18 protein-coding genes and 1 tRNA gene are annotated in these 19,255 nt (G+C 70.0%); 10 read left to right on the forward strand and 9 right to left on the reverse strand.

What is annotated here, in order from left to right:
- Nucleotides 1–176: 176 nt before the first annotated feature.
- The gene (locus tag ACFVYA_RS38575) at nt 177–815 is read left to right on the forward strand and encodes a nicotinamide mononucleotide transporter family protein (RefSeq protein WP_013223994.1); all 639 of its coding nucleotides are present in this window, start codon (nt 177–179) and stop codon (nt 813–815) included.
- Here ACFVYA_RS38575 and ACFVYA_RS38580 read toward each other — a convergent pair.
- Complete coding sequence (locus ACFVYA_RS38580) at nt 796–2,406, reverse strand: L-lactate permease (protein ID WP_387052123.1); 1,611 nt, start codon at nt 2,404–2,406, stop codon at nt 796–798. The genes ACFVYA_RS38575 and ACFVYA_RS38580 overlap by 20 nt on opposite strands.
- 131 nt (nt 2,407–2,537) lie before the next feature.
- On the reverse strand, nt 2,538–3,128 hold the full coding sequence (locus ACFVYA_RS38585) for a TetR/AcrR family transcriptional regulator (RefSeq protein ID WP_387052102.1): 591 nt from the start codon (nt 3,126–3,128) through the stop codon (nt 2,538–2,540).
- Between the two features lie 83 nt (nt 3,129–3,211).
- Between ACFVYA_RS38585 and ACFVYA_RS38590 the strand changes: the two genes are divergently transcribed.
- Entirely contained in the window at nt 3,212–3,955 is a 744-nt protein-coding gene (locus ACFVYA_RS38590) for an SDR family oxidoreductase (protein WP_387052103.1), read from the forward strand.
- Here ACFVYA_RS38590 and ACFVYA_RS38595 read toward each other — a convergent pair.
- Together ACFVYA_RS38595 and aceE are read right to left on the reverse strand one after the other, a co-directional pair.
- Nucleotides 3,952–5,163 (reverse strand): alpha-hydroxy-acid oxidizing protein, encoded by a 1,212-nt coding sequence (locus ACFVYA_RS38595; RefSeq protein WP_387052104.1) that lies wholly within the window; start codon nt 5,161–5,163, stop codon nt 3,952–3,954. The two genes, ACFVYA_RS38590 and ACFVYA_RS38595, sit on opposite strands and share 4 nt — an antisense overlap.
- Before the next feature lie 71 nt (nt 5,164–5,234).
- A complete protein-coding gene (gene aceE, locus ACFVYA_RS38600) occupies nt 5,235–8,030 on the reverse strand; it encodes a pyruvate dehydrogenase (acetyl-transferring), homodimeric type (RefSeq protein WP_387052105.1) in 2,796 nt (931 codons plus the stop codon).
- A gap of 416 nt (nt 8,031–8,446) precedes the next feature.
- On the opposite strand from aceE, the gene ACFVYA_RS38605 reads away from it, so the two are divergent.
- From ACFVYA_RS38605 to ACFVYA_RS38615, 3 genes are all read left to right on the forward strand, one after another.
- The gene (locus ACFVYA_RS38605; protein WP_003084504.1) at nt 8,447–8,878 is read left to right on the forward strand and encodes a DUF3052 domain-containing protein; all 432 of its coding nucleotides are present in this window, start codon (nt 8,447–8,449) and stop codon (nt 8,876–8,878) included.
- Between the two features lie 73 nt (nt 8,879–8,951).
- Nucleotides 8,952–9,413 (forward strand): peroxiredoxin, encoded by a 462-nt coding sequence (locus tag ACFVYA_RS38610; protein WP_103342983.1) that lies wholly within the window; start codon nt 8,952–8,954, stop codon nt 9,411–9,413.
- A 39-nt stretch (nt 9,414–9,452) separates the two neighbouring features.
- Nucleotides 9,453–9,527, forward strand: a tRNA-Val gene (locus ACFVYA_RS38615).
- Nucleotides 9,528–9,592: 65 nt separating this feature from the next.
- Here ACFVYA_RS38615 and ACFVYA_RS38620 read toward each other — a convergent pair.
- Nucleotides 9,593–9,997, reverse strand: a complete 405-nt coding sequence (locus tag ACFVYA_RS38620; RefSeq protein WP_387052106.1) for a hypothetical protein — start codon at nt 9,995–9,997, stop codon at nt 9,593–9,595.
- Between the two features lie 173 nt (nt 9,998–10,170).
- Here ACFVYA_RS38620 and ACFVYA_RS38625 point away from each other — a divergent pair, with 173 nt between their 5' ends.
- Nucleotides 10,171–11,070, forward strand: coding sequence for a class I SAM-dependent methyltransferase (locus tag ACFVYA_RS38625; RefSeq protein ID WP_387052107.1), 900 nt, complete (start codon nt 10,171–10,173; stop codon nt 11,068–11,070).
- Between the two features lie 9 nt (nt 11,071–11,079).
- Here ACFVYA_RS38625 and ACFVYA_RS38630 read toward each other — a convergent pair whose 3' ends face one another.
- Nucleotides 11,080–12,525 (reverse strand): MFS transporter, encoded by a 1,446-nt coding sequence (locus ACFVYA_RS38630; protein ID WP_387052108.1) that lies wholly within the window; start codon nt 12,523–12,525, stop codon nt 11,080–11,082.
- 628 nt (nt 12,526–13,153) lie between these two features.
- Here ACFVYA_RS38630 and ACFVYA_RS38635 point away from each other — a divergent pair.
- Nucleotides 13,154–14,044: a hypothetical protein gene (locus tag ACFVYA_RS38635; RefSeq protein ID WP_387052109.1), complete on the forward strand. Its 891-nt coding sequence runs from the start codon at nt 13,154–13,156 to the stop codon at nt 14,042–14,044.
- Nucleotides 14,045–14,371: 327 nt separating this feature from the next.
- On the opposite strand, the gene ACFVYA_RS38640 is transcribed toward ACFVYA_RS38635, so the two are convergent.
- Complete coding sequence (locus ACFVYA_RS38640; RefSeq protein WP_387052124.1) at nt 14,372–14,878, reverse strand: carboxymuconolactone decarboxylase family protein; 507 nt, start codon at nt 14,876–14,878, stop codon at nt 14,372–14,374.
- A gap of 134 nt (nt 14,879–15,012) precedes the next feature.
- On the opposite strand from ACFVYA_RS38640, the gene ACFVYA_RS38645 reads away from it, so the two are divergent.
- Nucleotides 15,013–15,477, forward strand: a complete 465-nt coding sequence (locus ACFVYA_RS38645; RefSeq protein WP_387052110.1) for a MarR family winged helix-turn-helix transcriptional regulator — start codon at nt 15,013–15,015, stop codon at nt 15,475–15,477.
- On the opposite strand, the gene ACFVYA_RS38650 is transcribed toward ACFVYA_RS38645, so the two are convergent.
- Nucleotides 15,474–15,890, reverse strand: a complete 417-nt coding sequence (locus ACFVYA_RS38650) for a cupin domain-containing protein (RefSeq protein WP_387052111.1) — start codon at nt 15,888–15,890, stop codon at nt 15,474–15,476. The two genes, ACFVYA_RS38645 and ACFVYA_RS38650, sit on opposite strands and share 4 nt — an antisense overlap.
- Nucleotides 15,891–15,953: 63 nt before the next feature.
- Here ACFVYA_RS38650 and ACFVYA_RS38655 point away from each other — a divergent pair, with 63 nt between their 5' ends.
- Together ACFVYA_RS38655 and ACFVYA_RS38660 are read left to right on the forward strand one after the other, a co-directional pair.
- Entirely contained in the window at nt 15,954–17,090 is a 1,137-nt protein-coding gene (locus tag ACFVYA_RS38655; RefSeq protein WP_387052112.1) for an acyl-CoA dehydrogenase family protein, read from the forward strand.
- A gap of 40 nt (nt 17,091–17,130) precedes the next feature.
- The gene (locus tag ACFVYA_RS38660; protein ID WP_387052113.1) at nt 17,131–18,078 is read left to right on the forward strand and encodes an SDR family NAD(P)-dependent oxidoreductase; all 948 of its coding nucleotides are present in this window, start codon (nt 17,131–17,133) and stop codon (nt 18,076–18,078) included.
- Here the strand turns inward: ACFVYA_RS38660 and ACFVYA_RS38665 are convergent.
- A complete protein-coding gene (locus ACFVYA_RS38665; RefSeq protein WP_387052114.1) occupies nt 18,075–19,244 on the reverse strand; it encodes an aminotransferase class V-fold PLP-dependent enzyme in 1,170 nt (389 codons plus the stop codon). The genes ACFVYA_RS38660 and ACFVYA_RS38665 overlap by 4 nt on opposite strands.
- Nucleotides 19,245–19,255 lie beyond the last annotated feature (11 nt).

The following is a 19,255-nucleotide window of genomic DNA, read 5'->3' on the forward strand; positions in this document are numbered from 1 at the left end:
CGGTGGGGGTCGCGGAGCGCGGCTTGGACGGCGGGCGCCTGCACGCCAGCGGCGTCCGCGGCGGCACGCTCCACGTCGGCGCTGTCCAGACCGTGGGATGTTCCACCCCTCACACTCCCTAGGGAATTCGCCTCGTCCGGAGCATGTTGGGAGCGGTAGGACGAAAGGGGCGTGACGTGGACTTCCTGCTGCACCACGGGATCACCGTGCTCGGCCAGTGGATTTCGATCGCGGAGCTCGCCGGGCAGGTGTTCGCGCTCGCCGTCGTGTTCCTCGCGCAGCGTCGCACCCTGTGGACGTGGCCCGTGCAGGTCGGGGCCACCGTGCTGCTGTTCGCCGTCTACGTCTCGGCGCACCTCGGCGGGCTCGCCGCGCGGCAGGTCGCCATCCTGGCCATCTCCGTCTACGGCTGGTGGGCCTGGACGCGCCGCCAGGACCCGGTGTTCGGCGTCGTCGTCCGCAAGGGCCGGCTCGCCGAACGGCTGGCGATGGCCGGCGCCTTCGTCGTCGGCACCACCGTGATGGCGCTGGTCCTCGACGCCCTCCACGCGTCCTGGGCCCCCTGGCCGGACGCCGCCATCTTCGTCGGCACGCTCGTGGCCTTCGGGGCGCAGGGACTCGGGCTCGTCGAATTCTGGCTGGTCTGGCTGGCCGTCGACGCGATCGGCGTGCCGCTGCAGATCTCGTCCGGGCTCTACTTCTCCGCCGCGATCTACATCGTGTTCGCCGGGCTCGTCGTGCACGGCTGGTGGAGCTGGAACCGCTCCGCCCAGCGCGTCGCCGCCCGGCCCGGGGTCACGGCAGCATCCAGCTGAGCGCCGCGGTGCTCTGACCCCACACGATCAGGCACATCGCGAGCAGCAGCCCGATGCTCCAGGGCAGCACCTTCCGCAGCAGTTTCCCCTCCTCGCCGGGCAGGTTCGCCGCCACGCAGGCGATGGTGAGGTTCTGCGGCGACACCATCTTGCCGAGGACACCGCCGGAGCTGTTCGCCGCGGCCAGCAGGTCCGCGGGCAGGCCCGTCTGGTGCGCCGCCGTCACCTGCAGGGCGCCGAACAGCGCGTTGGCCGAGGTGTCGGACCCCGAGACGGCGACGCCGAACCAGCCCAGCACCGGTGAGAGGAACGCCAGCCCGGCCCCCGCGGCGGCGATGAACGTGCCGATCGTGGAGGTCTGGCCGGACAGGTTCATCACGTAGGCCAGCGCGAGCACGCCGGTGACGGTGAGGATCGCGAACCGCAGCTCCTTGACCGTGGCCAGCCATTCCTGCGCGGTGTCGCCCGCCTTCACCGCCAGCAGCGCCGCGGTGATGACGCCGGCCAGCAGCACCAGCGTGCCGCCGGTGTTGAGGAACGGCAGCGAGAACGTGTTGCCGGACACCGGTTTCCCGTTCGGCGCGGCGACGTTCAGCCCGGGCCAGTGGAACTTCCAGGTCGCCTTGTCCAGCAGCCGCTTGACCGGCGGCAGCACGGCGATCGAGAAGATCACGATGATGAGCAGGTACGGCAGGTAGGCCTTGACGACGTCGCCGCGCGCGTCTTCCGGCGGCGCTTCGGCCGTCGCCGTCCCGCCGGTACCGATCCGGACGGCTTCGGGCACCGGGCGCCGGGTCTGGGGGAGGGCGACCAGCGCGGCCGCGCCGGCCAGCGCCGCCCCGATGTCGGCCAGCTGCGGTGACACGTAGTTCGAGGCCAGGAACTGCACGAGCCCGAACGCGACACCGCAGACGAGCGCGGGCAGCCAGGTGTCCTTGAGGCCCCGCTTCCCGTCGACGATGATCACCAGCAGCAGGGGGACGACCAGCGCGAGCAGCGGCGTCTGGCGCCCGACGATCGACGACACTTCCTGCAGCGGCAGGCCGGTGACCTGGGCGAGGGTGACGACCGGGGTGCCCATGGCGCCGAACGCGACCGGCGCGGTGTTGGCGACCAGCGCGACGACGGCGGCCTTGACCGGGTGGAACCCGACGGCCACGAGCATCACGGCGCTGATCGCCACCGGCGCGCCGAACCCGGCGAGCGCCTCCATGAGCGCGCCGAAGCAGAAGGCGATGATCAGCGCCTGGATGCGCGGGTCGTCGGAGATGCGCCCGAACGAGCGGCGCAGGACGTCGAAGTGCCCGGTCCGCACGGTGAGCCGGTAGATCCAGAGGGCGTTGACGACGATCCACATGATCGGCCACAACCCGAACGCGGCGCCCTGCAGCGCCCCGGAGACGGCCTGCACCACCGGCATCCCGTACGCGGCCACCCCGACGACGAGTGCGACGAGCAGCCCGAGCAGCGCGGCGTGGTGTGCCCGCATCCGGACGGCCCCGAGCAGCACGAGGACGGTGGCGAGCGGCAGTACGGCCACGAGCGCGGACAGGCCCAGCGAGCCGAGCGGAGTCAGATCCTGGACGAACACGGCCTGCATGAACACGGCGACCTCCGTTTCCACGATGCGAAAACGGCCTTTCGGCGGGTGCCCGAGATCTTCGTCACAAACCAGGCGGTCCGTCAAGAACTTGAGACCGGTTGGCCCAACAGGTCAGTGCTTCACGGCTTCGGCAGTACGGCGAGCGCGGTCTCGGCGATCGCGCGGATGTCGTCCGGCTCGACACCGCCCTTGCCCAGCGCCTCGAGGCCGCGCAGGACCGCGAGCACGAGTCCGGCCAGGTGGGCGGGGTCCTGGCCGGCGTCGAGGTCGCCCGCGCGCTGGGCGCCCGCGATGCAGGCTGTCAGGTGGTCCTGCAGGTCGCGGAACAGCTGCCGGCTGCGGGCCGCGACCGCCTCGTCGTGCTCCGCGCATTCGGCCGTGCTCTTCGCGATCAGGCATCCCCGCCGCGCCTGGTCGGCGGCGACCGACTCGGCGATCGCCCGCACGTGATCACCGAGCCGCCGGTAGGCCGTGTCGTCGGGGCCTTCGAGCTGGTGCCGCACGCCACTGGCGGCCTCGGAGCAGTAGTGGTCGAAGACGCGCAGGAAAAGAGCGTGCTTGTCGCCGAAAGCGCCGTAGAGGCTGCCCTTGCCGAGGCCGGTCGCGGCGGCGATGTCGTCGACCTTCGTGCCCGCGTAGCCGGTCACCCAGAACTGGTCCCGCGCTGTGCGCAGCACTGCTGCCTCGTCGAAGCTCCGGGGTCTCGCCATGGCTTCAGGCTACTCGTTATTGACTATCTGGTCCAGAACGGCGTACGTTCTGGACCAGATAGTCAATAACTCGGAGGAGCATCGTGAACCTGCAGGACAAGACAGCTGTCGTCACCGGTGGCGGCACCGGAATCGGGCTCGCCATCGCCAAGCGGTTCGCGGCCGAAGGCGCGCACGTGATCATCACTGGCCGCCGCAAGGAGGTCCTCGACGACGCCGTCGCCGAGATCGGCGGCAGCGCGCAAGCGATCCGCGCGGACTCTTCGAACCTCGCCGACCTCGACGACGTCTACCGCGCGGTGGCCGAGCGTGGCCGCGGACTCGACGTGGTGGTGGCCAACTCCGGCGGCGGCGTGAGCCAGTCACTGGGCGAGATCACCGAGGAGCAGTTCGACGCCACCTTCGGCACGAACGTCAAGGGGGTCGTCTTCACCGTGCAGAAGGCCCTGCCGTTGCTCAACGAGAACGCGTCGATCATCATCACCGGCTCGACGACGTCCACGCGGGTGGCACCGGGCATGAGCCTCTACGCGGCGACGAAGGCGGCTGTGCGCAACTTCGCCCGCACGTGGGCCCTGGACTTGGCGGGCAAGGGCGTCCGCGTCAACGTGCTGGCCCCGGGACCCACGCTCACGCCGGGCCTGCTCGGCCTGGCCGACTCCGGCGCGGAGCAGCAGCTTGTCGACCAGATGGCGGCGGCCGTCCCGCTCGGCCGGGTCGGTGACCCGTCGGAGATCGCCGCCGCGGCGCTGTTCCTGGCTACCGGCGAGTCGAGCTTCGTCAACGGCGTCGAGTTCTTCGTCGACGGCGGCCAGGCGCAGGTTTAACGCAGCGTCGCGTGCGAGGGGGTGAGGTCGGCGAGGGTACGGACGCCGAGCAGCTGCATCGTGCGGACCATCTCCGTGCGGAGGATGTCGACGCAACGCTGGACGCCGCGCTCGCCGCCGGCCATCAGGCCGTACAGGAACGCGCGGCCGACCAGGACCGCGTCCGCGCCGCGGGCGATCGCCGCCACGATGTCGCCGCCGGACAGGATGCCCGTGTCGATCCAGACCTCCGCGCCGCCCTGGAGCTCGTCCAGCACCGCCGGGAGCAGCTCGAGCGGCGTCGGCGCGCGGTCGAGCTGGCGGCCGCCGTGGTTCGAGATCAGGACCGCGTCCGCGCCGTGCTTCACCACGTCGCGGGCGTCGTCGACGTTCTGGACGCCCTTGACCACCAGTTTCCCCGGCCAGGTCTGCCGGACCCAGTCGAGGTCGTCGAAGTTCAGCGTCGGGTCGAAGAGCTTGTTCAGCAGCTCCGCAACGGTCCCGTCGAAGTGGCTGAGCGAGGCGAAGTTCAGCGGCTCGGTGGTGAGCAGGTTGAACCACCACGCCGGGTGCATCGCGCCGTCGAGGAACGTCTTGAGCGTCAGCGCCGGCGGGATGGTCAGGCCGTTGCGGACGTCGCGCAGGCGGGCACCGCCCACCGGGGTGTCGACGGTCAGCATGAGCGTGTCGTAGCCCGCCGCCCACGCGCGATTCATCAGATCTTCACCGGCGCCGTGGTCGCGCCAGACGTAGAGCTGGAACCACTTGCGGGCCCCCGGCGCGGCTTCGGCGAGGTCCTCGATCGAGGTCGTCGCCATTGTCGAGAGCCCGACCGGGATGCCGTTGCGCTCGGCGACGCGGGCCACCGCGCGCTCGCCCTCGTGCTGCATCATGCGGGTGAAACCGGTGGGGGCGAAGGCGAACGGCAACGCCGAGGTCTTGCCGAGGATCTCGCGGGTGGTGTCCACATCGGACACCCCGCGCAGCACGTTCGGGTGGAATTCGACGCGGCGGTACGCCTGCCGGGCGCGGAGCAGGCTGTCCTCGAGCTCGGCGGCCCCGTCGGTGTAGTCGAACGCCGCCCGCGGGGTGCGCTTGCGGGCGATCGTCCGCAGGTCGGCGATGGTGTGCGCGTTCGCCAGCCGCCGGTCCGTGGGGTTCAGCACGATCGGCTTCGGCCGCAGGATCTGCTGCAGCTCACTCGGCTTCGGCAGCCGTCGCTTCGTCACCTTGACCAACTCCCTACGTGCACGGGCCCGGCAGACATCGGATGTCTGCCGGGCCCGAACCTAGCAGCAGATCACGCGTTCCCGGAATCCGACGTCTGCGGCCCGGCGGCCGTGACGTCGTCGAGCCGGTACTTCGTGGCCGCTTCGAGGACCTTCGCCTGGTCGACCTCGCCGCGCTTGGCCAGGATCGACAGCGCCCCGACGGTGATCGACTCGGCGTCGACCAGGAACTTCCGCCGCGCCGCCGGCCGGGTGTCGGAGAAGCCGAAGCCGTCCGTGCCCAGCGTCAGCATGTCGGTCGGGACGTACGGGCGGATCAGGTCCGGCACCGCACGCATCCAGTCCGACACCGCCACGACTGGGCCGTTCGAGCCCTGCAGCTTCTCGGTCACGTACGGCACGCGCGGCTCGCTGCCCGGGTAGAGCAGGTTGTCGTGGTCGATCTCGACGGCTTCGCGCCGCAGCTCGGTCCACGACGTGGCCGACCACACCGCGGCCCGCACGCCCCACTCCTCGGCCAGCATCTTCTGCGCCTTCAGCGCGTCCGGCATCGTGACGCCCGAGACCAGGATCTGCACCTCCGGACCGTCGCCTTCCGGCGCGTCCGCGTACTTGTACAGACCCTTCAGCAGGCCGTCGACGTCGAGGTTCTCCGGCTCGGCGGGCTGCTGGTACGGCTCGTTGTAGATCGTCATGTAGTAGAAGACGTTCTCGCCGTTGCCGTCCGGGCCGGCCTCGCCGTACATCCGGCGCAGGCCGTCCTTGACGATGTGCGCGATCTCGAACGACCACGCCGGGTCGTAGGCCACCGCGGCCGGGTTGGTCGCCGCCAGCAGCAGCGAGTGCCCGTCGGCGTGCTGCAGACCTTCACCCGTCAGGGTGGTCCGGCCGGCGGTGGCGCCGAGGACGAACCCGCGGGCCATCTGGTCGGCGGCGGCGTACAGGCCGTCACCCGTCCGCTGGAACCCGAACATCGAGTAGAAGATGTAGATCGGGATCATCGGCTCGCCGTGCGTCGCGTACGACGTGCCGACGGCGGTGAACGACGCGGTCGAGCCCGCCTCGTTGATGCCCTCGTGCAGGAGCTGGCCCTTCTCGGACTCCTTGTAGGCCAGCATCAGGCTCGCGTCGACCGACGTGTAGGTCTGGCCGTGCGGGTTGTAGATCTTGGCCGTCGGGAACATCGAGTCGAGGCCGAAGGTGCGGGCCTCGTCCGGGATGATCGGGACGACGCGCTTGCCGATCTCGGAGTCCTTCGCCAGCTCGCGGACCAGCCGGACGAACGCCATCGTCGTGGCGACCTCCTGCTTGCCGGAACCCTTCCGGATGCCCTCGTAGACCTTGTCGCCGGGCAGGACCAGCGCCTTCGCGGCCTTCGGACGGCGTTCCGGCAGGAACCCGCCGAGCGCCTTGCGGCGGCCGATCATGTACTCGATCTCGGGCGAGCCGGCGCCCGGGTGGTAGTACGGCGGCAGCTTCGGGTTGCGCTCCAGCTCCTCGTCGCTGATCGGGATCCGCTGCGAGTCGCGGAACAGCTTCAGGTCGTCGAGGGTGAGCTTCTTCATCTGGTGCGTGGCGTTGCGGCCCTCGAACGCCGGGCCGAGGCCGTAGCCCTTGATGGTGTGGGCCAGGATCACCGTCGGCTGGCCGTGGTGCTCCAGCGCCGACTTGTACGCCGCGTACACCTTCCGGTAGTCGTGGCCGCCGCGCTTGAGGTTCCAGATGTCGGCGTCGGAGAGGTCCTTGACCAGGTCCTTCGTCCGCGGGTCGCGGCCGAAGAAGTGCTCGCGGACGAAGGCGCCGTCGTTGGCCTTGTACGTCTGGTAGTCACCGTCCGGGGTGACGTTCATCAGGTTGACCAGGGCGCCGTCGCGGTCGGCGTGCAGCAGCGAGTCCCACTCGCGGCCCCAGATCACCTTGATGACGTTCCAGCCGGCGCCGCGGAAGTAGGACTCCAGCTCCTGGATGATCTTGCCGTTGCCGCGCACCGGGCCGTCGAGCCGCTGCAGGTTGCAGTTGATCACGAAGGTCAGGTTGTCGAGGCCCTCGCCGGCCGCGACGTGGATCAGGCCGCGGGACTCGGCCTCGTCCATCTCGCCGTCGCCGAGGAACGCCCAGACGTGCTGGTCGTCGGTGTTCTTGATGCCGCGGTCGCGCAGGTACCGGTTGAACCGGGCCTGGTAGATGGCGTTCATCGGGCCGAGGCCCATGGAGACCGTCGGGTTCTCCCAGAACTCCGGCATCAGCCGCGGGTGCGGGTACGACGGCAGGCCGCCGCCTTCACCCGCGTGGCTGAACTCCTGGCGGAAGCCGTCGAGCTGCGACTCGCTCAGCCGGCCCTCGAGGAACGCGCGGGCGTAGATGCCGGGGGAGGCGTGGCCCTGGATGTAGATCTGGTCGCCGCCGCCGGAGTGGTCCTTGCCGCGGAAGAAGTGGTTGAAGCCCACCTCGTACAGCGCGGCCGAGGAGGCGTAGGTCGAGATGTGGCCGCCGACGCCGACGCCCGGGCGCTGCGCGCGGTGCACCATGATCGCCGCGTTCCAGCGGATCCAGGCGCGGTAGCGGCGCTCGATTTCCTCGTCGCCGGGGAACCACGGCTCGTTCTCGGTGGGGATCGTGTTGACGTAGTCCGTCGAGGTCAGGGCGGGTACGCCGACGTTCCGTTCCCGGGCCCGCTCGAGGATGCGCAGCATCAGGTACCGGGCCCGCTGCTGACCGCCCCTCGCCAGAGCCTCGTCGAAGGAGTCCAGCCACTCGGCGGTCTCCTCCGGGTCGATGTCGGGCAGGTGCGCCGCCAATCCGTCACGGATGACGCGTACGCGTGCCGGGGTCTCCTTGCCGGAGGCGCCGTCGTTCTGCGGGGCCAAGGGGTCTCCTTGCGAAAAGTTGCAGCCGGTGGTGCTCGTACGCGGGGGTGTACGACTCTCCATCGTCGTCTTCCGTCCCGGCTTCCGCACCGCTACTTGGCGGTAACATAGGCCGACCCGGTCGAGCCACTCCCTGCGCGCGGTGTATCGCGCGCGCGTTTACTTCCTCCCCACCCTAGGGGACGACCCTCGGAGGGGTGGCAGGCCGGGTGCGCCCGGCACCCGAAACGCCGTCGCGGGCGGCCGGTGGCGGGCCGTATCCTGCGACACGAGTTGTCACAGATCCGGTGTGGACGGTTGCGCGCGGAGCCTCACCAGTGTTCGCTATCGGCAACCGGGTAGCCGAGTGTGGCCCAGGCGTACCCTCCGGGGGTGCTCCGAAGCCACGCTCCGTCGCAGTTGGAGGAGTGAAAGCAGTGGTCGCCGCGGGAGACGCTGATCAGAGCAGCGTCGCCGAGAGGCTCGGCATCAAGCCCGAGATGGTGGTCCAGGAGATCGGCTGGGACGAGGACGTCGACGACGACGTCCGCGCGGCGATCGAGGAGCAGATCGGCGGGGACATCCTCGACGAGGACGCCGACGAGGTCATCGACGTGGTGCTGCTTTGGTGGCGCGAGGACGACGGCGACCTGGGCGACGCGCTCATCGACGCCCGGGGTCCCCTGGAGGAGACCGGCGTGATCTGGGTGCTCACCCCGAAGACGGGACAGCCAGGGCACGTCGAGCCGAGCGAAATCGCCGAAGCGGTGCCCGCCGTCGGCCTGGCCCAGACCGCCAACATCAGTGTCGGCCCGAACTGGATCGGCACCCGTCTGGTGTCTCCCAAGTCGAAGTCGAAGCAGCGCTGAGCCGGTCCCGCCGGACGGACACGATAGGGTTGTCGTAGCAGGCACGTGTCCGTTCGGGAGAGGAAACGCTGGTATGACCGTCGAGGTCGGTTCTGAGGCCCCTGACTTCACGCTCAACGACTACAACAAGCAGCCGGTCCAGCTGTCGTCGTTCCGGGGTGACAAGCCGGTTCTGCTGGTCTTCTACCCCTTCGCGTTCAGCGGCATCTGCACGGGCGAGCTGTGCCAGCTCCGCGACGAGTTCGCGGACTACGACAACAAGGGCGTCCAGGTCCTGGGCGTCTCGGTCGACACGCCGTTCTCGCTCAAGGCGTGGGCCGAGAAGGAGGGCTACCAGTTCCCGCTGCTGTCCGACTTCTGGCCGCACGGCGAGGTGGCCCAGGCGTACGGCGTCTTCAACGCCGACGCCGGCCTGGCGGTCCGCGGCACGTTCCTGATCGACACGTCCGGTGTCGTGCGGTTCGCCGAGGTCAACGCGCCGGGAGAGGCCCGCGACCAGCAGGGCTGGAAGAAGGCCGTGGCCGAACTGGCTTGATTTTTCCTGGGCGGCGGTCCCTTCGGGGCCGCCGCCCGCGGGCGCATAGCTCAGCGGAAGAGCACTCGGCTTACACCCGAGCGGTCGCAGGTTCGAACCCTGCTGCGCCCACCAGGGGAAACCCCGCGGTGGATGTGTGCCGCGGGTGGGGCGCCGGTGTGGCGCCCCCACCCGGCGGGTCACTCGACGACGCAGCCGTTCCGGGTGCAGCCACGCTGTCCGAGCTTGTGGTTGTACGCGTCGTAGAAGCTGATGTGGATGAGCTGCACGCCGCCGACCTTGTCGATGGTCAGCCCGTGGTAGAACGGGTGGTCTTTCCCGGGATTGGCGCCGTAGCAGGCGACCTCGGTGGTGGAGCCGCCGTTGACGCCCCAGACGCAGGTCTCACGGTAACCGCTGACCGCGTGGACGTTGCCGTTCACTGAGGCCGACCGCCCGTCGGTCCAGGAGATGGTGCCCGCCGTCACGCTGGCGCCGTACTCGATCCGCCAGCTGGTCGTGGTCGCCGCCTCGGCCGTGGCGGTCGCGCCCAAGAGGGCGCCGGCGACCGCGGCGGTGGCCACGAGTGATCGGAGAGTGCGCATGAAGGTTCCTTCCCCTGCGGTGGCATCGGCCGGTCAAGGCGACCGGCCACGCACTCCACGCCCGGTCGGTGCGTTCGGTTGAGTCCGGGCCGCCGACGATCTCCCCATGCCTGCTGCGCCTGCCGGTGAAATCCGGTGGCTCACCCGCCTAGCGCGTCGTTAGCCTCCACGGGGTGATCTACGAAGATCCGCGCGCCTACCTGCTCGGGCTCGAAGGCATGGCGTTGCTGCGGGCATTCACCGGAGAATTCGGCCGCGACTTCGTCGAGGCCCGGATCGCGGAGATCCGCCGGGTGCTCGCCGACGAGGGGCTGGCGGACGCCGCCGTGGAAGTCGAGCGGGTCGGCACGGTCACCGGCTACCGGCTGTGGTCGGCCACCTACGACCGGCCCAACTCGGCGTTCGACCTCGACGAACCCGTGGTCCAGGCGATCGTGGACGCGCTGCCCGTGGGCGTCGCGCTCGATGCCGCCTGCGGGACCGGCCGCTATGCCGAATTCCTGGCCCGGCGCGGCCACCGGGTCATCGGGGTGGACGGCTCGCCCGACATGCTCGCGAGGGCGCGCACCCGGGTGCCGCCGGGCGAGTTCCTGCTCGGGGACCTGCACCGGCTCCCGGTGGCCGACGCCGGGGTCGATCTGGTCGTGTGCGGCCTGGCGCTGACCCACGTCCCGGCGCTCGAGCCGGTGCTGGCGGAGTTCGCCAGGGTGCTGCGGCCCGGTGGGCACCTGGTGATCGCCGACATGCACCCCGATCGGGTGGCGCAGGGCGCGATCCCGCCCGTGCGCGGTGCCGACGGCCGGCCCGGGCGGCTGAGGAGCTACCGCCACCCGATCGGGGATTACCTGCGTGCCGCGCTCGCGGTGGGGCTGCGGGTGCGGCGCTGCGAGGAACCTCCCGTGCCGGCCCGCGACCAGCCGGTCCCGGCGGCTCGGCCCGGCGCGTTCGAGCCGGTGGGCCCGTGGGACCTGTGGCCGTGGAGCCTGGCCGGTCTGGTGCCCGAAGCGGCGCGAGCCGTCAACGCGGGGGCGCCGGCGCTCGTCATCTGGCATTTCCAGGCGGGCGAGCCGTGACAAGAGCGTTCACTCCGCCAGGGCCGGCTCCACCGCGACGACCTCGGTGCGGCGCATCGTCGTCACCAGCAGGGCCAGCCCGGCGAACAGGACCGCCGCGATCACGCCCGTCACGTTCAGCGCCGTCGTGAACGCCTCCTTCGCCTGCTCGGCCACCGCCGGCCGGGTGACGTCGACCGCGAGCGTCGTGCCCGCCGGGAACACGCCGTGGTACACCGCCGCCGCCGTCAGGCCGATCAGGGCCATGCCCAGCGAGCCGCCGAGGTAGTTGCCCGTGTCCGCCATCGAGGCCGCCGAACCCGCGCGCTCCGGCGGGACCGAACCCACCACCAGGCCGATGCCCAGCGCGAACAGGGGGCCCGTGCCCAGCGTCAGCACCGTGATGCCCACCACGACCGGCACCAGGCCGTCGGTCACCGCCAGCAGGAAGCTGCCCGCCGCCGACACCGCCAAGCCGCCCGCGATCGCCGTGGCCGGGGTGACGAACCGGGTCAGGGACGGCGCCGTCATCGTGCCCACCGCCACGCCGAGACCCATCGGCGCGAACAGCAGCGCCGAGACGAGCGGGGAGTGACCGAGGACACTCTGCAGGTACTGCGTCACCAGCAGGCCGACCCCGGCCATCGCGACCCCGGCGAACACCAGCGCGACCAGCACCGCGGTGAACGGGCGGTTGCGGAACAGCCGCAGGTCCAGCAGCGGCGACGGCGTCGTGAGCTGACGGCGGGCGAAGACGGTGCCCAGCAGCGTCCCGGCGGCGATCGCCGCGATCGGCAGGATCAGCGAGCCGGTGGCCAATTGCTTGAGGCCGAACACGACCAGCAGCACCGCGGCCAGCGAGAGCGCCACGCCGGGCAGGTCCAGCCGTCCGGACGCCGGCACGCGGAACTCGGGCAGCAGGAACGGGCCGGCCACGAGCAGGACGGCCACGGCCGGGACGGCGACCAGGAACACCGCGCCCCACGAGAAGTGCTGGAGCAGGAAGCCGGCGAACACCGGACCGGCCGCGCCGCCCGCGAACTGGCAGGTGGCCCAGATCGAGATGGCCTTGCCGCGCTGCTTCTCGTCGCGGAACATGTTCGTGATCAAGGCGAGCGTCGACGGCATCAGCGTCGCCCCGGCCACCCCGAGCGCCCCGCGGACGACGATGAGCATCACCGGCCCGGTCGAGAACGCCGCGACGATCGACAGGAGCCCGAAGGCCCCGCCACCCGCGAGCAGCAGCCGCCGCCGCCCGATCCGGTCGCCGAGCGTGCCCATGGTGATGACGAACCCGGCGACGACGAAGCCGTAGCTGTCGGTGATCCACAGCTGTTCGGTGCTGCTCGCGCCGAGGTCCGCGCTCAGCTGCGGCAGCGCGAGGAACAGCGAGGTCATGTCCATCGCGACGAGCAGGGTGGGCAGCACGAGCACCGCCAGTCCCAGCCACTCCCGCCGTCCGGCCGGCTTCTCCATGTCCGCTCCTTCTCCGTGGTCCGTTTGCCAGGGAGTCGGAGCCGTCGCGGGGGACCGGACACGGGCGGGGAAGAATTTTTCGGCGGGTTTCCCGCCTGCATCCGTGCGGGGTGATGAGGCCGCCGGCCAACGCGCCCAAGTGTCAGAGCCTGGAAGATCATCGTGGTGGCCGTCGCCCCGCTCGTCGGCAGGGTGGTCACCCCCCCTCCGGGGCATGTCACGAAGTACTGCCGGTTAATGCGTCAACACCGATCTCCAAACCGGACTCGCTCGCCATGCTGATTGTCGGCCGCTTGATCCCCCTGACTGCCGGCACCTTGACCGAGCTTCTTCCAGCAGCGACCAGAGGTGCTGGGCGACGCAGGAGTCGGGGTACGGGCTACCGCCATCCCCTTGATGTCGGAGTGAATCGAGTTTCGACCCTTGCAGAGCTGACGCTCTGTGACATTCTGCAATATTGATCCGTGGCCTTCAGGGCCAATCGGGTGAGGTTTTGAAACTGTCCATAATTTGTCCGTTCGCGCCGGTCGGTACGGCTCGATCAATATTTGAGCGCGGCACGAGGGTGATCGCCAGCGCGAGTTACAGTGGCGGAGATCGGAGGCTTCGAGCCGTTAGGAGGCGCCGAATGATCGAAAAGCTGATCGGTGTGCTCGACGATTATGTCGCGGAGCACGGTTACGGTCGCTTGGGCGCTACCGTGATGACTGTCCTCGGGGTCGGCGGTGTGCTCAGCACTTTGTTCGGCACCACCTGGTTCCGCCTGATCAGTGTAACCGTAGTCGCGATAGCTGCAGTCTTGGTACTGCTGCTGGGAATTGCCGAGCGCAGGCGGCTCTACGCCCGGATCGAACGAGACGCGAACATGATCAACCGGTACGTCGACCTGGTGTCCATCCAGAACCCCTTTCATGTGAAGAAGTGGCATCAGACGGTCGTCATTTCTGCCAACGGCGACTGTGTGATCAGCATCGAGCAGACGATCTCCCCGGTTGACGACGCCGAGCCGCACTTCGTAAAGCTGAATTCGATCTACTACGGCTCGATGCCGCTCAGTGAACGCGCCAAGCGACGTGTCAAGCAATATGCCTTTTTTCGCAACGGCGGTGGTAAGAATCGCAATGTCCGAGCCTACTCGACCTATTCATGGGTGCTGTCGGTGGACGGGAAGCCCAAGCACAACGTCGTCGTTCACTTGACGAGCCGGGTCCGGAACGGTGATGTTGTCACGGTCGAGTGGCGGTGGCCCAAGTTCTCGGCGGACCTGCGGAGCGCGCGTTCGGCTGAACTGTTCGATGTACTCTTCACCAACCAGGTGATCGACTTCAGGTACGAGATCCGGCTCAAGGATGTCGGAGGCGTGCAACCTGCGATCACCCGGCAGCGTCTCCGCTCGATCGATGAGCGGTGGGATGGTGACGACTACGTCGTCGTGTTTTCTGCCAAGAACCCGGCGCCCGGTACTAGGATCGGAGTCGAGTTGGACATGCAGCCGCGCACTAAAAAGCAGGCTGTCTAGCTCTCGCCAAACAGCCTGCCCGAAGTGCGACTACTTTTAGGGTTGAAAGAGGCGGAAACCGCCCCCACCCTCCGTTCCGCCTGTCATGTGATCTCCATTGACGAAGGTGTTGCGTGTTCTTCTTGCCGAGTCGGCCGGAAGGGTTGCGACGTTACACCGGGGCGTCTTACCCGACAACATCCCCGTCGGCATAGATCTGGTGGATATCACTCGGGGAGGCTACGTGGCGGCGACTGTCGACTCCGTCATGATGCGCGGTTGCGCTGCAGGGCGAATCGAACGTCGCTCGAAGAGGTGATTTCTTTACGACGGCTTCATGTCGGAATTTCACGCCGAAGTAGGGGTTGCATGCCAGGCGTGCTCGGCGAAGGCGTCGTCGAGCGGGGCGCGGGTGAGCCGGTTCGCGAACGTCGACAGCGTGTACGTCCCGATCCCCAGCACCACCTCCAGGGCGTTCCGCTGCGTGTAGCCGGCGCCGGTGAACGCCGCCAGCCCTTCGGCCGGGACTTCGCCCCTGGTGTCCATGACGGCGTGGACGAAGACGCGCAGCGCCTCCAGCCGCGGCTCCGGCAGCGGGGCCTCCGCCCGCAGCGCCGCCACCAGCTCCGGGGAGGCGGACAGGCGGGTCAGCGTGGCCGTGTGCATCGCCACGCAGAGGTGGCACTCGTTGCGCGCGGCCACCGTCATGATCAGCACTTCGCGTTCCAGTGCCGTCAGGGTCGTGGCTTCGAAGATCGCGCTGAGCTTGAGGAATCCGTTGAGCAGTTCCGGTGAGGTCGCCAGCCGGGCGACGGCGGACGGCACGCGGCCGAACTTCTTCGCGGTGGCCGTCATCGCGGGGCGGGCGGCGGCGGGTGCAGACTCCGGGGTGTGATCGGCGAACAAGGTGGCTCCCAAGGTGAGCAGGGTACGATCGTCAACGTGGTTGTCGAAACCGTAAACCGGGTTGTCGAGTTTGGCAAGAGGCCATGACCGACACGCCGGGCTACGAGCTGCCGTTCCTGCTCTTCGGCGGCTTCCGCACGCTCATCGACCGCCTGCACGCCGAGCTCGCCCGCCGCGGCCACCCCGACGTGCGGCCCTCGTACGGCTTCGCGATGCAGGCCGTCGGCGTCCAGGGGGCGACGGCGTCGGAGATCGGCCGCCGCCTCGGCGTTTCCAAGCAGGCGGCGGGCAAGACCGTCGAACGGCTCGAGGCGCTCGGGTACGCCGAGCGAGCCGACGACCCGGCGGACGCGCGCCGCAAGATCGTCCGGCTGACCGCGCACGGCGTCGACGCGCTCCGGAAGTCGGCGGAGATCTTCGACGAGCTGCGCGCGGAGTGGGTGCGCACGGTGGGCGCGGACCGGATCACCGCGCTCGAGAACGACCTGCGCGCGGTCGTCGGCCCGGCGGCGTACCGGCTCGACGCCGCCGGCTGGTTCTCGAGCTAGAAGCCGCAGCCGGGGTTCGGGGCGTCCTCCGACAGCGGGCTGCCCGCCGGCAGCACGTAAAGGACTTCGAGCACCAGCGGCGTCGACCCGAGGTTGCGGCCGATGTGCACCTGGTCGGGCTTCTCGGTGAACGCGCGCCCGGTGCCGAAGACGCCGTCGACGCTGCAGTCGGCCAGGTTGTGCGTGAGCGTCCCCGCCTTGACGTACGCGTAGAGCGTGCCGTCGTGGAAGTGCCAGCCCGTGTAGCCGCCGGGCTGGATGGTGATCTCCCGCAGCGTGTAATCGGTGTGCCCGATGGTCTTCTGGGCCAGGACCGTGCCGGCGACGCCGCTGCCGGGTGTCGCGGAGGCGGTGGCGGGCAGCGCCAGGACCGCGGCGAGGGCGGTCATGACGACGGCGATCGGCTTGCGCATCGGCCCAAGCTACCGCGTCCGGGCGTGCCCGTGGGAGCGGCGATCCGGGTAGCGTGCCGACGCATGGACGCGGACGTTTTCGGGCAGGTCCTCGGCGCAGTGCGGGAGTTCGTGCGCAAGGAGGTCGTGCCCCGCGAGGCCGAGATCGACGAACGTGACGAAATCCCCGCCGGAATCCGGGAAAAAGCCGCGGAGCTGGGCCTGTTCGGCTGGGCGCTGCCGGAGGAGTACGGCGGGCTCGGCCTCGGCATGGCCGAAGACGTCCGGCTGGCCATCGAACTCGGCTGGACGACGCCCGCCTTCCGGTCCCTGTTCGGCACCAACAACGGCATCGCCGGCCAGGCGATCGTGCACCACGGGACGCCGGACCAGCGCACCCGCTGGCTGCCGCGGCTGGCCGCGGGCCGGGCGATCGCGTCGTTCGCGCTCACCGAAGCCGAGGCCGGCTCGGACCCGGGCGGCCTGACCAGCCGCGCGGTCCGCGACGGCGACCGCTACCGGCTGTCGGGCACCAAGCGGTTCATCACCAACGCGCCGCTCGCCGAAGTGTTTGTCGCGTTCGCGCGCACGGATCCGGAAAGCACCGGCAGCCACGGCATTTCCGCGTTCCTCGTCCCCGCGGGCGCGCCCGGCGTCACCGTCGGCCCGCACGACGCCAAGATGGGCCAGGCCGGTGCGTGGACGTCGGAAGTGGTCTTCGACGACGTCGAGCTGTCCGCCGACGCGCTGGTCGGCGAAGAGGGCCAGGGGTTCGGCATCGCGATGGCCTCGCTGGCCCGCGGCCGCCTGCACATCGCGGCGCTGTGCGTCGGCCTGGCCGAGCGGGCCCTCGCCGAAGCCGTCGAGTACGCGCGGACGGCGCGTCAGGGCGGCCGGGTGATCGGCGAGTACCAGCTGGTGCAGGCGCTGCTCGCGGAGTCCCACGCCGAACTCGCGGCGGGCCGCGCGATGGTCCACGAAGCCGCGGCGAAGTACGACTCGGGCGAGGACCGCAAGCTCGGGCCGTCGTCGGCGAAGCTGTTCTGCACCGAGATGCTCGGCCGGGTCGCGGACCGCGCGGTGCAGGTCCACGGCGGGACGGGGTACGTCCGCGGGGTGACGGTCGAGCGGATCTACCGCGACGCGCGGCTGTTCCGCATCTACGAAGGGACCAGCGAAATCCAGAAGCTCGTGATCGCGCGGCAGCTGCTGAAGGGCTGAACTTGCGCTGGAGTCCGCTCCAGGTTCTACCGTCGGGGACATGACCACCGCACAGCACAAGATCGGCTCGGGGTTCGGCGCCACCACCACGGCGGCCGAGGTCGTGGCCGGCCTCGACCTGACCGGCAAGCTCGCGATCGTCACCGGTGGCTACTCCGGCATCGGCCTGGAGACCACGCGGGCGCTGGCGAGCGTGGGCGCGCACGTCGTCGTCCCGGCCCGGCGCCGCGCCACGGCCGAAGAAGCGTTGCGGGGCTTCGAAAACGTCGAGATCGACGAGCTCGATCTCGCGGACCTCGACAGCGTCCGCGCGTTCGCCTCGCGGTTCCTGGCGGCGGGCCGCGGCATCGACGTCTTCGTCGGCAGCGCCGGGATCATGGCGGCGCCCGAGACCCGTGTCGGCCCGGGCTGGGAGGCGCAGTTCGCGACCAACCACCTCGGGCACTTCGCGCTGGTGAACCGGCTCTGGCCGGCGTTCACCCCCGGCGCGCGCGTGGTTTCGGTGTCCTCACGAGGCCACCACTACGGTCCGGTGCGCTTCGACGACCTGAACTTCGAGCGCGGCTACGACAAGTGGCTCGCCTACGGCCAGGCCAAGACGGCGAACGTGCTCTTCGCCGTCCACCTCGACAGGCTCGCGCGCGAGCAGGGCGTCCGCGCGTTCGCCCTGCACCCGGGCCGCATCCTCACCGACCTCGTGCGCCACCTGGACCGGCAGGAGCTCGTCGACGCGGGCATGGTCGACGAGTCCGGCCGGGTCACCGGCGGGGCGAAAACCCCGGAGCAGGGCGCCGCGACCCAGGTCTGGGCGGCGACTTCGCCGCAGCTCGACGGTCTCGGCGGCGTCTACCTCGAGGACTGCGACATCGCCGAGCCGGCGCCGGCGGACGGTACCCGCACCGGGGTGAAGGACTACGCGATCGACCCGGTGCTCGCCGAGCGGCTGTGGACGCTCTCGGCCGAGCTGACCGGCGTGAACGCCTTCTAGAGCTTCTCGATCTCCCGCACCAGCAGGTCGATCTCGTCCTCGGTGTTGTAGTAGTGCACCGACGCCCGGACCAGGTCGGGCAGCGCCCGCGCGGTGAAGTCGAACTGTGCGGAGGTGCGCGTCGACAGCGAAGTGTTGATGTTCGCCTCCGCCAGCCGCGCCTTGATCTCCGCGGCCGGTGTGCGGTCGAGGCTGAACGTGACGAGTCCGCACTTCCGCGCGCCGGCGTCGTGCACCCGCGCCCCGGCGTCGGTGAGCCGGCTTCGCAGCGTCGCGGCCAGTGAAGCGACACGCTCTTCGATGGCCGGCAAACCCCATTCGAGCGCGTAGTCGATGGCCGCGCCGAGGCCGCAGACCGCGGCGAAGTCGCGTTCCCACACCTCGAAGCGCTTGGCGGTCGGGTCGACGACGTACTCGGTCGGCGACTCCCAGCTCGCCGAGTGCAGGTCGAGCATCGCCGGCTCCAGCCGCTCGCGCAGCCGCGGGTGCACGTAGAGGAACCCGGTGCCGCGCGGGCCGCGTAGGTACTTGCGGCCGGTCCCCGACAGCGCGTCGCACTTGAGGCGCGTCACGTCGAGGTCGAGCTGGCCCGCCGACTGGCAGGCGTCGAGCAGGAACGGAATCCCCGCGGCCGAAGCGACCGCGCCGATCTCTTCCGCCGGGTTGACCAGGCCGCCCTGGGTGGGCACGTGGCTGACGGCGATCAGCTTGACGTCGTCGTCGACGCGCCGGTGCAGCTCTTCGACGTCCAGCTGCCCGGATCCGTCGTCGCCGATCACCTCGACGACCGCGCCGGTGCGCCGGGCGACCTGCAGGAACGCGATCGCGTTGCTGGCGTACTCCGCCCGCGAGGTCAGGATCCGGTCGCCGCGGCCGAACGGCAGTGCGTAGAACACCGCCTGCCACGAGCGCGTCGCGTTGTCGGTGAGCGCGATGTCGTCGGTGCCGGCGCCGAGCAGCCGGGCCACCGATGCGTACACCGCGTCCAGGCGATCCGCGGCTTCGGCGGCCGCTTCGTAGCCGCCGACCAGCGCTTCGTGACGCAGGTACTCGACGACGGTGTCGGTCACGACGGCCGGGGGCAGCGCCGCGCCCGCGTTGTTGAAGTGGACCACCTCGGCGCAGCCGGGGGTCTCGCGGCGCGCGCGTTCGACGTCGAAGCTCATACGAACTGAAT

The organism is Amycolatopsis sp. NPDC058278, from assembly GCF_042881395.1.
GTDB lineage: Bacteria > Actinomycetota > Actinomycetes > Mycobacteriales > Pseudonocardiaceae > Amycolatopsis.